This is a genomic window from Pseudomonas sp. R25(2017), from assembly GCF_002112565.1.
In the GTDB taxonomy this organism is placed as follows: domain Bacteria; phylum Pseudomonadota; class Gammaproteobacteria; order Pseudomonadales; family Pseudomonadaceae; genus Aquipseudomonas; species Aquipseudomonas ekonensis.
Window position 1 is genome coordinate 163,745 of the sequence record NZ_NEHZ01000001.1, and the last position, 14,121, is coordinate 177,865.

Sequence of the window (14,121 nt, forward strand, 5' to 3'; positions counted from 1 at the left end):
GTGAGCGGGACGCCTGCTGTCATCAAGCCTGCGCCAACCCCACCGAAAACCGCTCCCGGTACGCCTGCGGCGTCACCCCCATGGCCCTCAGGAAACTGCGGCGCAGGGTCTCTTCGCTGCCGAAGCCGCAGTTGGCGGCGATCCGCTTGACCGCAAGTCCAGTGTCGCTCAGCAGCCGCCGGGCGGTTTCGACGCGGATTTGCTCGATGGCCCGGGCCGGGGTCTGGCCGGTGTCGGCGCGGTAGTGGCGCACGAAGCTGCGCTCGCTCATGCCGGCCTGCTCGGCCAGGGCGGCGATGCCCAGGTCACGGGTGAGGTTTTCGGTGATCCACACATGCAGGTTGTCGAACCGGTTGCCTTGCCGGTTCAGCGACTGGTTCTGCAGCGACAGCATCACGCTGAACTGCGACTGCCCGCCGGGCCGCTTGAGGAACACCACCAGATGGCGGGCGACCTCCAGGGCGATGTCGCGGCCCAGATCCTCCTCCACCATGGCCAGCGCCAGGTCGATGCCGGCGGTGACGCCCGCCGAGGTCCAGACCGGGCCGTCGTTGATGAAGATCGGATTGGCTTCGACCCGAAGCTTGGGGTGCTGGCGGGCCAGTTGCTCGCAGCGCGTCCAATGGGTGACCACCCGGCGTCCGTCCAGCCAGCCGCTGGCGGCCAGCAGGAAGGCGCCGGTGCACACCGACGCCACGCGCCGGCACGTGGCGGCGTGCACGCGCACCCAGTCCACCAGCGGCGCATGGTCGGCGGCCGCGTAGATGCCCCAGCCGCCGGCGATGATCAACGTGTCGCTGGGCGCCTGCGGCAACGGCTCGGCCAGCAGCGCCAGACCGGCCGACGAATTCACCGCCCCGCCGCCACTGGCGACCACCGACGGCGCATAGGGCAGCGGCTGGCCGCGCCGACGGAAGATGTCGTTGGCCGAGGCGAACACCTGCAAGGGACCTGTGACATCGAGCACCTGGACGTCGGCGAACGCGAGGACATGGATGGATTTAGGCATTTGGCGAGATTCGTGGGTTGATTGGCGTATGCGCCAAACGCTACGCGCCTACAGTGAAGCCGTCCACCCCCACTACAGGAGTAAAACGCCATGACCGTGCAGATCGGCTTTCTGTTGTTTCCCCAGGTGCAGCAACTGGACCTGACCGGCCCCTACGATGTGCTGGCCTCGCTGCCGGGCGTACAGGTGCACCTGGTGTGGAAGGATCTGATTCCGGTCACCGCCAGCACCGGCCTGGTGCTCAAGCCGACCGTGACCTTCGACGACTGCCCGGCGCTCGATGTGCTGTGTGTGCCCGGCGGCGCAGGCGTCGGGCCGTTGATGGAGGACGATCAGACATTGGGTTTCCTCAAGCGGCAGGCCGCTCAGGCCCGGTACGTGACCTCGGTGTGCACCGGCTCCTTGGTGCTCGGGGCGGCCGGCCTGCTCAAGGGCAAACGGGCGACCACCCATTGGGCCTATCACGACCTGCTGGAAACGCTGGGGGCGATCCCGGTAAAGGATCGCGTGGTGCGCGACGGCAACCTGTTCACCGGTGGCGGCATCACGGCCGGGATCGATTTTGCGCTGGTGCTGGCGGCTGAGCTGGTGGGCGCCGACACGGCGCAGCGAGTGCAGCTGCAGCTGGAATACGCGCCGGCGCCGCCGTTCGATTCGGGCAGCCCGGAGCATGCGCCCGGCCACATTGTCGAAGAAGCCGTGCGGCTCGCCGCTCCGTCACTGAGCAAGCGGCGGGAAATCACCGAACGCGCTGCGGCGAAGCTTGGCTTGCGCTGAACCACCAGGATTCATTATCTGCCCCAGCCCTGCGGCGCCTTGGCGGACGCCATCGCCAGCAGGCTGGCTCCCGCAGTTATCCCGTTTGACTGAAAAATCTGCGGCCACCGCAAAACCCTGTGGGAGCAACTGTCTTGCTTCTGCCCTGCGGCGCCTGGACTGCCGCCATCGCTGGCAAGCCAGCTCCCACAGAGTTCTCGATTGAATGCAAAGTGAGGAGGCACCGCAAAACCCTGTGGGCGCGGGCTTGCCCGCGATGACGGTCTGTCAGCCTCCAACATGGATGCTGACATGCCACCCACGCGGGCAATCCCTGTCCCAGAGGTACAACCTGCATACCGGGACTCTGCGCATCTTCACTTGTCCCCCCGTGCCTTGCCGTGTAGAAAGCAACCCCACATTCTGCGCACAAGGACTTCCCATGCCTGCCTTGCCATGGCTCTATCTCGGCCTTCTCGGCCTCGGTTACGGATGGGCGCTGAGCGTCGGCGCCCTCGGTTGGCTGGCGCTCATTTCCGTGGGCCTGTTGCTGGCCGCCGGTTTCGCCGTCCGCCAGCAGCACCTGCCGGTGGCCCGTTACCTCGGCCACGGGCTGTTTGTCGTGCTGGCGCTGGCGTTGGCCCTGCACTGGCTGCCGGGCTTTCACAACGGTCGGGCCATCGAGCCGCAACGCTTCACCGACGACGCCGTGCCGTTCTCGATGTACCTGAACCTGGACAAACCCCTGATCGGCTTCTGGCTGCTGCTGGCCTGCCCGTGGATCGTCGCGCGCAGGCCGCTGCGCCTGCAGGTGTACGCCGCCGCGCTGGCCTTGGTGCTGACCGTGGTGCTGGCTCTGGGCGGCGCGCTGGCGCTCGGCATCATCGCCTGGGCGCCGAAGTGGCCGGACCAGGCCTGGCTGTGGGTGCTGAACAACCTGCTGCTGGTGACGCTGGTGGAGGAAGCGCTGTTTCGCGGCTATATACAGGGCGGCCTGAGCCAGCGCTTCAAGTCCCTGCCCTACGGCGACAACCTCGCGCTGCTGCTGGCGTCGCTGCTGTTCGGCCTGGCGCACATCGGCGCCGGCTGGACGTGGGTGCTGCTGGCGAGCCTGGCGGGGGTCGGCTATGGTCTGGCCTACCGTTTCGGCGGACTGGGCGCGGCGATCTCCACGCATTTTGCGCTGAACCTGCTGCATTTCGGACTGTTCACCTACCCGATGCTCGCCGGGTGAGGCAAGCCCCGTTTTGCGACGCCGTACTGATTAATGAAAAAAAACTTCAATAAACGGCCAAGCCCGCCGACAACCTTTCAAAGCCTTGCGGATTGAAAAACCATGCGTAATAACCAGCCCATTACACAGCGCGAACGGACTTTCCCGGCTCAGCAACGGTTGATCTCCACAACCGACGCCAAGGGCGTGATCACCTACTGCAACGACGCTTTCGTCGAAATCAGCGGGTTCTCGCGCGAGGAACTGATCCGTGCGCCGCACAACCTGGTCCGTCACCCCGACGTCCCGGCCGCGGTGTTTTCGCACATGTGGGGCACACTGAAACAAGGCTTGCCATGGATGGGCATTGTCAAGAACCGCTGCAAGACCGGTGACCACTATTGGGTCAACGCCTATGTGACACCGGTGTTCGAAGGCAGTCAGGTGGTCGGCTACGAGTCGGTGCGGGTCAAACCCACCGCCGAGCAGATCCGCCGTGCCGAAGCGCTCTACCAACGCATCAACCAGGGCAAGTCGGCGATTCCCAAAGCGGACAAATGGCTGCCGGTGCTCCAGGACTGGCTGCCGTTCATCCTGGTCAGCCAGCTGAGCTTCATGATCGGCGCCACGCTCAACTCCCAGTGGGGCTTCGCCCTCGCCGCCGGCCTCTCGGTGCCGCTGGGCCTGATGGGCCTGCAATGGCAGCAGCGCGGCCTCAAGCGCCTGCTGCGCCTGGCCGAGCAGACCACCTCCGACCCGCTGATCGCGCAGATGTACACCGACAGCCGCGGCGCCCAGGCGCGCCTGGAGATGTCGATCCTCAGCCAGGAAGCGCGCCTGAAGACCTGCCTGACCCGCCTGCAGGACACCGCCGAGCACCTGACCGATCAGGCCAAGCAGTCCGACGCCCTGGCGCACAACAGCTCCAGCGGCCTGGAACGCCAGCGCGTGGAGACCGAACAGGTCGCCACCGCCGTCAACCAGATGGCCGCCACCACCCAGGAAGTGGCCAGCCACGTGCAGCGTACCGCCGACGCCACCCAGGAAGCCAATCGCCTGACCGGCCGCGGCCGCGACATCGCCGGCGAAACCCGCGAAGCCATCCAGCGCCTGTCGGTGGTGGTGGGCGAAACCGGCCTGACCGTGACCCAACTGGCCCGGGACAGCGACGAGATCGGCGGCGTGGTAGACGTGATCAAAGGCATCGCCGACCAGACCAACCTGCTGGCGCTCAACGCAGCCATCGAAGCGGCCCGCGCCGGCGAGATGGGCCGCGGCTTCGCCGTGGTGGCCGACGAGGTCCGTCAACTGGCGCAGCGCACCAGCGAATCCACCGGGCAGATCCACGCCCTGATCGCCAAGCTGCAACAGACCGCCACCAGCGCCGTACAGACCATGGAAGCCGGGCACCGCCAGGCCGAAGAAGGCGTGGCAAGGGTGCTGGAAGCGGACCAGGCCCTGGTGGGCATCAGCGAAGCGGTGGCCAACATCACCGACATGACCACCCAGATCGCCGCCGCGACCGAAGAGCAAAGTGCCGTGGCTGAAGAAATCAGCCGCAACATCAGCAACATCTCGGAACTGGCGGACCAGACCTCGGAACAGGCGCACAACTCGGCGCTGCTGAGTGAAGAGCTGACGAAGACGGCCAACACGCAGTACTCGTTGGTGGAGCGGTTCAACCGCTGATTGGACTGGCAACAAGAAAACCCGGACAGCGAACGCTTCCGGGTTTTTTATTGCCAATCTGGAATCAAGGCTGACGGGTGAATCGCCATCGCGAGCAGGCTCGCTCCTACAGGGGATATGCGTCGTACACAAATCCACTGTAGGAGCGAGCCTGCTCGCGATGAGGCCAAAACAGCCAGCGAAATTATTGTGGCAACTTCAGCTTATCCAGCAGTCGATTGACCAACAGTTCGTTGAGCATGATCAGCTGTTGCAGCGCCAGCAGCGGTTTACGCTCCGGGCCTCTCGCCGAGTTCGCGATGTTGCCGGCCATGGCGTTGGCCGTCGACAGCGACTCGCAGGCTTCGACCAGCAGCGTTTCGTCATCCAGCGTGGGATCGACGAAGTAGATGGGACGGGCCTTCGGAGGGAAGTACTCCGGGATTTCAGGGCCCAGGTAATAGTCGAGTGCGCGGTCGACGGCTTCTTTTGTCTTTTGAGACTCAAGCTTGGGGTCGTGGGAGGTTGGATCTGTAGCTGGAGGGTTGGGCGTAGCTTTGAACATAGATAAGACTCCAATTCGAAAAATGGGAGCCATCACCCTCGCTACCAAACGGCGGGCGGTGGCCATGCGCGGGTTGGTAGACCGGTCGAATTGGAAAACCCGGCGCTCACGAATGAGCCCCACGCACGTCCACCATAGAACGCTGAACCAAAAAAGAGGCAGCATTGACGGTGTCGCTGTCATCACAACTCGAAGCGGGCTACCAAACCCGATCACTGTTTCTCAGTGACAGGGACACGATAGAGCCCTCTCCAAGCCGCGTAAGCCGGCGGATTCTGGCGTAGGCGTAGGCAACGACGCAAGGCACTGTGGCCCTTATGACGTAACGCCTCGTGTACTTTAAACGCGCTCACGAAATCATGTTTACGCGCATGAAAACGCCAGACACGCCTCTCTTCTGACGTCGCCTGGCTGCCGCCTTCACAGGCAAAACACCTGTCAGGTTTGACAGTAGACGCCCGCCCTATCAGTGGATATTAAGTGCGTGACCGTTAGAGCAGTCGGTCGAACATCATCCAAACCTGAGAAGGAAGGTGCCCAAATGACTGCGCAAACCCTGCTGATCGCAAAAAAGCCCAAGGCCAAGCATGACAGCTCTTTTAAGTGGACTTACGGTGATATCGAAAAGACTGCTGAATTCAGCGAATTCTATAGGTTCCTGTTTCCCGGAGATGGCAAGTACTACTGGTCAATCAGCGGCGGAACGGGGACGTCTGAAGCCGAGGACTATTTCAGCTTCAGCTTCACCCTGCCCTATGAGGGGGACGAATCGCTCGTCGGCACCTACAACCTGGAAAATGGCCTCACATGCACACACGTCCACTCCATCCCCGCCCCGCCCGGGTTCGAAGGTTTCCATGCTGAGGATGCCGATTCGGCAACCCTGGAGATCAGCGAATATAACCTTGTCACAAAAGTCGTCAAAGGCAATTTCAAGGCACTGTTCAAAAGCCATGGCTATCGCCTTTTTCCGGAGGGGGAATTCACCCTGACGCAATTTACTAACAAGGAAGAAAGCTGAGGCATCGTGAGGGCCACTTCGCTTTGCCGCTGTCAGGAACGTCTTGACCCGACACGGCGGCGCCTGGGCTGACGCCATCGCCAGCAGGCGGGCTCCCACAGGGATAGGCGCACGACGCAGATCCCGTGTGGGAGGCCCTCACGCTCACCGAAGAAACGCAGCCACCTTCCCCGCCGCCGTCGCCAAGTGCTGCTCATGGCTGAACCCCGACGCCTTCAGCGGCTTCAGGTCATGATCCCCCGCCGCCAGCCAACACACCTCGACACTCGGCGATAACGCATACCCCTCGACTGTCTCGCGATTGCCAAGCGCATCCCGCTCCCCCTGAACAATCAACGTCCGCGCCTTCAAAGCCGCCAGATGCTCGACCCGCGGTTTCTCAGGCTTGCCCGCCGCATAGAACGGATACCCCAGGCACACCAGCGCATCCGCGCCCAGCTCATCGGCCAGCAAGCTGGCCATGCGCCCGCCCATGGACTTGCCGCCGATGGCCAGCGGGCCGGCGACATGTCGTCGCACGTCGGCGTACACCCCGCGCCAGCATTCCAGCAGTTTTGCCGCCGGGTTCGGCGGGCGTTTGCCGCCGTCGACGCGGCGCTGGGCCATGTAGGGGAATTCGAAACGCAGCACGTTGACGCCATGCGCGGCGAGGCGCCGGGCCATGTCGGTCATCCAGTCGCTGTCCATCGGCGCGCCGGCGCCATGGGCGAGGATCAACGTCGCGTGAGCCTCGCCCGCGGCGGCGTCCCACAGCCATCCATGATCCCGCACGCACTGCGCCCATTGATCCCCGTCAATACTGGCCTTGTGCTGTTTGTCCATGCTTGCCTCGCTTTTAGTCTGCCTATAACTCCAGGCGAAGGGCGCGCGGCTTTTCTGCACGCGCGTGCTCTTCGGCTGAACCGTGGATGGGGAACCATGAACACTTCTATCAGTACCGCCTACAACTACAAGGTGGTCCGCCAATTCGCCATTATGACGGTGGTGTGGGGCATCGTCGGCATGGGCCTCGGGGTTTTTCTCGCGGCCCAATTGGTCTGGCCCGAACTCAACTTCAACCTGCCGTGGACCAGCTTCGGCCGCCTGCGCCCGCTGCACACCAACGCGGTGATCTTCGCGTTCGGCGGCTGTGCCTTGTTCGCCAGTTCGTTCTACTCGGTCCAGCGCACCTGCCAGACCCAACTGTTCGCGCCGAAGATCGCCGCGTTCTGCTTCTGGGGCTGGCAACTGGTGATCCTGCTGGCGGCCATCAGCCTGCCGCTGGGCTACACCAGCTCCAAGGAATACGCCGAGCTGGAATGGCCGATCGACATCCTGATCACCATCGTCTGGGTCGCCTACGCCATCGTGTTCTTCGGCACGGTGATGAAGCGCAACACCAAGCACATCTATGTGGGCAACTGGTTCTTCGGCGGCTTCATCATCACCGTGGCGATCCTGCACATCGTCAACAACCTTGAGTTGCCGGTGAGCCTGACCAAGTCCTATTCGGTGTACGCCGGCGCCACCGACGCCATGGTGCAATGGTGGTACGGCCACAACGCCGTGGGCTTCTTCCTCACCGCGGGCTTCCTGGGGATGATGTACTACTTCGTGCCGAAACAGGCCGAACGTCCGGTGTACTCGTATCGCCTGTCGATCGTGCACTTCTGGGCGCTGATCACCCTGTACATCTGGGCAGGCCCCCACCACCTGCACTACACCGCGCTGCCGGACTGGGCGCAGTCGCTGGGCATGGTGATGTCGCTGGTGCTGCTGGCCCCGAGCTGGGGCGGCATGATCAACGGCATGATGACCCTCTCGGGCGCCTGGCATAAGCTGCGCAGCGACCCGATCCTGCGCTTCCTCGTGGTCTCCCTGGCGTTCTACGGCATGTCGACCTTCGAAGGCCCGATGATGGCCATCAAGACCGTCAACGCCCTCTCCCACTACACCGACTGGACCATCGGCCACGTGCACGCCGGCGCCCTCGGCTGGGTGGCGATGATCTCCATCGGCGCGCTGTACCACATGATCCCGAAAGTCTTCGGCAAGGAGCAGATGCACAGCATCGGCCTGATCAACGCGCACTTCTGGCTCGCCACCATCGGCACCGTGCTGTACATCGCCTCGATGTGGGTCAACGGCATCGCCCAGGGCCTGATGTGGCGTGCGGTGAACGAGGACGGCACCCTGACCTACTCCTTCGTCGAGACCCTGGTGGCCAGCCACCCAGGCTTCGTCGTGCGGCTGGTCGGCGGCGCGATCTTCCTCAGCGGCATGCTGCTGATGGCTTACAACACCTGGCGCACCGTGCGGGCCTCGCAGCCTGCAGACGTCGTTGCCGCCGCGCAGATGGCCTGAGGAGTCCGCCATGAAACACGAAACGATTGAAAAGAACGTCGGCCTCCTGATGCTGCTGATGGTGTTCGCCGTGAGCATCGGCGGCCTGACCCAGATCGTCCCGCTGTTCTTCCAGGACGTGACCAACAAGCCGGTCGAAGGCATGAAGCCCTACACCGCGCTGCAGCTGGAAGGCCGCGACATCTACATCCGCGAAGGGTGCGTGGGCTGCCACTCGCAGATGGTCCGTCCGTTCCGCGCCGAGACCGAACGCTACGGCCACTACTCGGTAGCCGGCGAAAGCGTGTGGGATCACCCGTTCCTGTGGGGCTCCAAGCGCACCGGCCCGGACCTGGCCCGCGTCGGCGGCCGCTACTCCGACGACTGGCACCGCGCGCACCTGTACAACCCGCGCAACGTGGTGCCGGAGTCGAAGATGCCGGCCTACCCGTGGCTCGTGACCCAAGCGGTCGACAGCAGCCACACCGAAACCAAGCTCAAGGCCATGCGCACCCTCGGCGTGCCGTACACCGACGACGACATCGGCGGCGCAGTGGCCAGCCTCAAGGGCAAGACCGAAATGGACGCGCTCGTCTCCTACCTGCAAGTGCTCGGCACTGCGATCAAGAGCAAGAGGTGAGCCATGGTCATTGAAATGAGCACAGGGCTGATCCGCGGCCTGGGCACCGTTGTCGTGTTCGTGGCCTTCGTCGGCCTGACCCTGTGGGTGTTCAACGGCAAGCGCCAGCCGGAATTCGCCGAAGCGCGCCTGCTGCCGTTCGCCGACGAGCCGCAACCCGACACCCCCCAAGAATCTGCACCAACAAGGAGTACCCGGCCATGACCACCTTCTGGAGTACGTGGATCTGCGTACTGACCATCGGCAGCCTGATCGGCCTGACCTGGCTGCTGGTCGGCACCCGCCGGGGCGAGACCAAAGGCAGCGTCGACCAGACCATGGGCCACAGCTTCGACGGCATCGAGGAGTATGACAACCCGCTGCCGCAGTGGTGGTTCATGCTGTTCGCCGGCACCCTGGTGTTTTCCGTGGGCTACCTGATCCTGTATCCGGGCCTGGGCAACTGGAAAGGCATCCTGCCCGGCTACGAGAACGGCTGGACCGGCGAGCATGAGTGGGAAAAGGAAATGGCCAAGGCCGACGCCAAGTTCGGGCCGATCTTCGCCAAGTTCGCGGCGATGCCGGTGGAAGAAGTGGCGAAGGATCCCCAGGCGCTGAAGATGGGCGGCCGCCTGTTCGCCTCCAACTGCTCGGTGTGCCACGGCTCCGACGCCAAGGGCGCTTTCGGCTTCCCCAACCTGACCGACAGCGACTGGCGCTGGGGCGGCAGCGCCGACACCATCAAGACCACCATCATGGGCGGGCGGATGGCGGCGATGCCGGCCTGGGGCGAAGTGCTGGGCGAGGCCGGCGTGAAGAATGTCGCTGCGTACGTGCGCCATAGCCTGGCCGGCCTGCCGCTGCCGGCGGACAGCAAGGCCGACCTGCAGGCCGGGCAGCAAGCATTCAGCACCACCTGCGTCGCCTGCCACGGGGCCAACGGCCAGGGCACCGAAGCCATGGGCGCGCCGAACCTGACGCACCCGGCCGGCTTCATCTACGGCACCGGCCTGACCCAACTGGAGCAGACCATCCGCCATGGCCGCCAGGGCCACATGCCGGCACAGAGCGAACTGCTCGGCAACGATAAAGTGCAGTTGGTGGCCGCTTATGTGTACAGCCTGTCACACAAACTGAATACAGATAACCTGCAAGCCGAAGGCAAAAAAGAGTAGTCCCTGCCCCTCCACTGCCGCCTCCGTCCGGATGCGGCAGTTCCCTTCCCCTTTGCGACCCATTGTCGCACCCTGTCTGGCGCCTGCCTTTCGAATCCCCGGATTCACGACTACGCTTGCTCGATGCGGACCGGTCCGTGCCGGTTCCAGGTCGACCCCAACGGATGTGTTCGACGAATCGGCTGACGGGATGGCCGCAAGCGCCGGTGAATACCGGCTGTCGTGCCGAATGCCGTCCGTCGCCCGAACCGGGCTTTTGAACACACCCCGTTACAGGTGCTCTGGACCGATCACTTTTCCGCTCCGCCGGGACATTTTTCCCGAGGGTGATTTTGTCCCTACGCGGAACATGGAAAGGCCGCAGAATCAGCGTTGGAAAGCATTGACCCAGGTCATGGCGCGTTGCATTGACCCCCTGCTTTCTCCATACTTGCGGCCGATTTCAATCCTAATAAAACACCCAAACCGTGGAACCTTAGAATGAGCACAGCAATCAGTCCGACTGCTTATAACTATAAGGTAGTCCGCCAGTTCGCCATCATGACGGTGGTCTGGGGGATCCTTGGCATGGGGCTCGGTGTCTTCATCGCCTCGCAACTGGTCTGGCCGGAACTGAACTTCGGTCTGCCATGGACGAGCTTTGGACGCCTTCGCCCGTTGCACACAAACCTGGTGATTTTTGCCTTCGGCGGATGTGCACTGTTTGCCACTTCCTACTATGTCGTGCAGCGAACCTGCCAGACGCGACTGATTTCCGACAGCCTCGCGGCCTTCACCTTCTGGGGCTGGCAAGCGGTGATCGTCGGCGCGATCATTACCTTGCCGATGGGTTTCACCACCACCAAGGAATACGCTGAACTGGAGTGGCCGCTGGCCATTCTGCTGGCCATTGTCTGGGTCACCTACGGTCTGGTGTTCTTCGGCACCATCACCAAGCGCAAGACCAAGCACATCTACGTGGGCAACTGGTTCTACGGCGCATTCATCGTCGTGACCGCGATGCTGCACATCGTCAACCACATGTCGCTGCCGGTCAGCCTGTTCAAGTCCTACTCCGCCTACTCCGGCGCGACCGACGCGATGATCCAGTGGTGGTACGGCCACAACGCCGTGGGCTTCTTCCTGACCACCGGCTTCCTGGGGATGATGTACTACTTCGTGCCGAAGCAGGCCGAGCGTCCGATCTACTCCTATCGCCTGTCCATCGTGCATTTCTGGGCCCTGATCACCCTGTATATCTGGGCAGGTCCCCACCACCTGCACTACACCGCGCTGCCGGATTGGGCACAATCGCTGGGCATGGCGATGTCGATCATCCTGCTGGCCCCGAGCTGGGGCGGCATGATCAACGGCATGATGACCCTGTCGGGCGCCTGGCATAAGCTGCGCACCGACCCGATCCTGCGCTTCCTCGTGGTCTCCCTGGCGTTCTACGGCATGTCGACCTTCGAAGGCCCGATGATGGCCATCAAGACCGTCAACTCGCTCTCCCACTACACCGACTGGACCATCGGCCACGTGCACGCCGGCGCCCTCGGCTGGGTGGCGATGATCTCCATCGGCGCGATCTACCACATGATCCCGAAACTGTTCGGCCGCGCGCAGATGCACAGCACCGGCCTGATCAACGCGCACTTCTGGCTCGCCACCATCGGCACCGTGCTGTACATCGCCTCGATGTGGGTCAACGGCATCACCCAAGGCCTGATGTGGCGTGCGATCAACGACGACGGCACCCTCACCTACTCGTTCGTCGAAGCGCTGCAGGCCAGCCATCCGGGCTTCATCGTCCGCGCCCTGGGCGGTGCGTTCTTCGCCAGCGGCATGCTGCTGATGGCGTACAACGTATGGCGCACCGTGCGCGCCTCGAACCCGGCTGAAGCCGAAGCCGCCGCCAAGATCGCTGTCGTTGGAGCTCACTGATGAAGCATGAAGCCGTTGAGAAGAACATTGGCCTGCTGGCCTTCTTCATGGTCATCGCCGTCAGCGTCGGCGGCCTGACCCAGATCGTCCCGCTGTTTTTCCAGGATGTCACCAACAAGCCGGTCGAAGGCATGAAGCCGCGCACCGCCCTTGAACTGGAAGGCCGCGACGTCTACATCGCCAACGGATGCGTCGGCTGCCACTCGCAGATGATCCGTCCGTTCCGCGCCGAAACCGAACGTTACGGCCACTACTCCGTCGCCGGCGAAAGCGTCTGGGACCACCCGTTCCTGTGGGGCTCCAAGCGCACCGGCCCGGACCTGGCCCGCGTCGGCGGCCGCTACTCCGACGACTGGCAGCGTGCGCACCTGTACAACCCGCGCAACGTCGTCCCCGAGTCGAAGATGCCGGCTTACCCGTTCCTCGTGGAAAACAAGCTCGACGGCAAAGACACTGCCAAGAAAATGGAGGTCCTGCGCTCGCTCGGCGTCCCTTACACCGACGAAGACATCGCCGGTGCGAAGGATGCCGTAAAAGGCAAGACCGAAATGGACGCGCTGGTGGCCTATCTGCAAGGCCTGGGCACCATCATCAAAAGCAAACGGTGATTCTTCATGGATATCGGGATGATTCGCGGCCTGGGCACCGTTGTCGTAATGGTGGCTTTCATCGGTCTGGCGCTGTGGGTGTTCAGCCCCAAGCGCAAGTCAGAGTTCGAAGACGCGACCTTGCTGCCTTTTGCGGATGATCCCGAAGCCATCAAGCACGTCGAGCAAGCTTCTAGGAGTAACAAAGAATGACTACATTCTGGAGTCTGTACGTCACAGTCCTCAGTCTCGGTACGATCTTTTCCCTGACCTGGCTGTTGCTGTCGACCCGCAAGGGCCAGCGCGCCGAGCAGACCGACGAGACCGTCGGCCACTCTTTCGACGGGATCGAAGAGTACGACAACCCCCTGCCCAAATGGTGGTTCATGCTGTTCGTGGGCACCATCGTCTTCGCCTTGGGCTACCTGGTGCTGTACCCGGGCCTGGGCAACTGGAAAGGCCTGCTGCCGGGCTACAACTACCTCGACACCGAGAAGCAGACCGCGTTCGCCAACGGCCAGACCGGCTGGACCGGCGTGCACGAATGGGAGAAGGAAATGGCCCGTTCGGACGCCAAGTTCGGTCCGATCTTCGCCAAGTTCGCCGCCATGCCGATCGAAGAAGTGGCCAAGGATCCCCAGGCCCTGAAGATGGGCGGCCGCCTGTTCGCCTCCAACTGCTCGGTCTGCCACGGCTCCGACGCCAAGGGCGCCTACGGCTTCCCGAACCTGACCGACGCCGACTGGCGCTGGGGCGGCGAGCCGGAAACCATCAAGACCACCATCATGGGCGGTCGCCACGCGGTGATGCCGGCCTGGGCCGACGTGATCGGCGAGCAAGGCGTGGCCGACGTGGCCGCGTTCGTGCTGACCAACCTCGACGGGCGCAAGCTGCCTGAAGGCACCAAGGCCGACCCGGCCAACGGCCAGAAGCTGTTCGCCGCCAACTGCGTGGCCTGCCACGGTCCGGAAGGCAAAGGCACCCCTGCCATGGGCGCGCCCAACCTGACCCACCCGGCGGCGTTCATCTACGGTTCGAGCTTCGCCCAACTGCAGCAGACCATCCGCTACGGCCGCCAGGGCCAGATGCCTGCCCAGGAACAGCTGCAAGGCAACGACAAGGTGCACCTGCTGGCCGCCTACGTCTACAGCCTGTCCCACGGTGAAAAGGCGCCGGAAACTCAGGCCGAGTAATCCCGACGCATGCTGCAACAAAAAGCCCCGCCAGATCCCTGGCGGGGCTTTTTCGTTCCAGGCGGCCGTC

At 63.4% G+C, this 14,121-nt stretch carries 15 protein-coding genes; 12 read left to right on the top strand and 3 right to left on the bottom strand.

The window, feature by feature from the left end:
• Positions 1-22: 22 nt before the first annotated feature.
• Complete coding sequence (locus CAG31_RS00635) at positions 23-1,009, bottom strand: GlxA family transcriptional regulator (protein WP_085577548.1); 987 nt, start codon at positions 1,007-1,009, stop codon at positions 23-25.
• A gap of 90 nt (positions 1,010-1,099) precedes the next feature.
• Between CAG31_RS00635 and inhA the strand changes: the two genes are divergently transcribed.
• The 3 genes from inhA (at position 1,100) to CAG31_RS00650 (ending at position 4,667) form a co-directional block, all read left to right on the top strand.
• Positions 1,100-1,786, top strand: coding sequence for an isonitrile hydratase (gene inhA, locus CAG31_RS00640; protein ID WP_085577549.1), 687 nt, complete (start codon positions 1,100-1,102; stop codon positions 1,784-1,786).
• A 421-nt stretch (positions 1,787-2,207) separates the two neighbouring features.
• On the top strand, positions 2,208-2,999 hold the full coding sequence (locus CAG31_RS00645; protein WP_085577550.1) for a CPBP family intramembrane glutamic endopeptidase: 792 nt from the start codon (positions 2,208-2,210) through the stop codon (positions 2,997-2,999).
• A 102-nt stretch (positions 3,000-3,101) separates the two neighbouring features.
• Positions 3,102-4,667: a PAS domain-containing methyl-accepting chemotaxis protein gene (locus CAG31_RS00650; RefSeq protein ID WP_085577551.1), complete on the top strand. Its 1,566-nt coding sequence runs from the start codon at positions 3,102-3,104 to the stop codon at positions 4,665-4,667.
• Positions 4,668-4,851: 184 nt separating this feature from the next.
• On the opposite strand, the gene CAG31_RS00655 is transcribed toward CAG31_RS00650, so the two are convergent.
• Entirely contained in the window at positions 4,852-5,211 is a 360-nt protein-coding gene (locus tag CAG31_RS00655) for a DUF6124 family protein (protein ID WP_085577552.1), read from the bottom strand.
• 541 nt (positions 5,212-5,752) lie between these two features.
• On the opposite strand from CAG31_RS00655, the gene CAG31_RS00660 reads away from it, so the two are divergent.
• Positions 5,753-6,232: a hypothetical protein gene (locus CAG31_RS00660; RefSeq protein WP_085577553.1), complete on the top strand. Its 480-nt coding sequence runs from the start codon at positions 5,753-5,755 to the stop codon at positions 6,230-6,232.
• Positions 6,233-6,376: 144 nt separating this feature from the next.
• Here the strand turns inward: CAG31_RS00660 and CAG31_RS00665 are convergent, their stop codons facing one another.
• Positions 6,377-7,054 (bottom strand): alpha/beta family hydrolase, encoded by a 678-nt coding sequence (locus CAG31_RS00665; protein WP_085577554.1) that lies wholly within the window; start codon positions 7,052-7,054, stop codon positions 6,377-6,379.
• 96 nt (positions 7,055-7,150) lie between these two features.
• On the opposite strand from CAG31_RS00665, the gene ccoN (CAG31_RS00670) reads away from it, so the two are divergent.
• The 8 genes from ccoN (CAG31_RS00670) to ccoP (CAG31_RS00705) all read left to right on the top strand — a co-directional run bounded on the left by ccoN (CAG31_RS00670) (position 7,151) and on the right by ccoP (CAG31_RS00705) (position 14,051).
• A complete protein-coding gene (gene ccoN / locus CAG31_RS00670) occupies positions 7,151-8,575 on the top strand; it encodes a cytochrome-c oxidase, cbb3-type subunit I (protein WP_085577555.1) in 1,425 nt (474 codons plus the stop codon).
• A 10-nt stretch (positions 8,576-8,585) separates the two neighbouring features.
• A complete protein-coding gene (gene ccoO, locus CAG31_RS00675; protein ID WP_085577556.1) occupies positions 8,586-9,194 on the top strand; it encodes a cytochrome-c oxidase, cbb3-type subunit II in 609 nt (202 codons plus the stop codon).
• A gap of 3 nt (positions 9,195-9,197) precedes the next feature.
• A complete protein-coding gene (locus CAG31_RS00680; RefSeq protein WP_085577557.1) occupies positions 9,198-9,398 on the top strand; it encodes a cbb3-type cytochrome c oxidase subunit 3 in 201 nt (66 codons plus the stop codon).
• A complete protein-coding gene (gene ccoP / locus CAG31_RS00685) occupies positions 9,395-10,348 on the top strand; it encodes a cytochrome-c oxidase, cbb3-type subunit III (RefSeq protein WP_085577558.1) in 954 nt (317 codons plus the stop codon). Before CAG31_RS00680 ends, ccoP (CAG31_RS00685) begins: the two co-directional genes overlap by 4 nt.
• Positions 10,349-10,828: 480 nt before the next feature.
• Positions 10,829-12,271, top strand: a complete 1,443-nt coding sequence (gene ccoN / locus CAG31_RS00690; RefSeq protein WP_085577559.1) for a cytochrome-c oxidase, cbb3-type subunit I — start codon at positions 10,829-10,831, stop codon at positions 12,269-12,271.
• Entirely contained in the window at positions 12,271-12,879 is a 609-nt protein-coding gene (ccoO, locus tag CAG31_RS00695) for a cytochrome-c oxidase, cbb3-type subunit II (protein ID WP_085577560.1), read from the top strand. Before ccoN (CAG31_RS00690) ends, ccoO (CAG31_RS00695) begins: the two co-directional genes overlap by 1 nt.
• Before the next feature lie 6 nt (positions 12,880-12,885).
• Positions 12,886-13,071, top strand: coding sequence for a CcoQ/FixQ family Cbb3-type cytochrome c oxidase assembly chaperone (locus CAG31_RS00700; RefSeq protein WP_003175465.1), 186 nt, complete (start codon positions 12,886-12,888; stop codon positions 13,069-13,071).
• Positions 13,068-14,051: a cytochrome-c oxidase, cbb3-type subunit III gene (ccoP, locus tag CAG31_RS00705; protein ID WP_085577561.1), complete on the top strand. Its 984-nt coding sequence runs from the start codon at positions 13,068-13,070 to the stop codon at positions 14,049-14,051. The genes CAG31_RS00700 and ccoP (CAG31_RS00705) overlap by 4 nt, the downstream gene beginning before the upstream one ends.
• Positions 14,052-14,121: the final 70 nt, after the last annotated feature.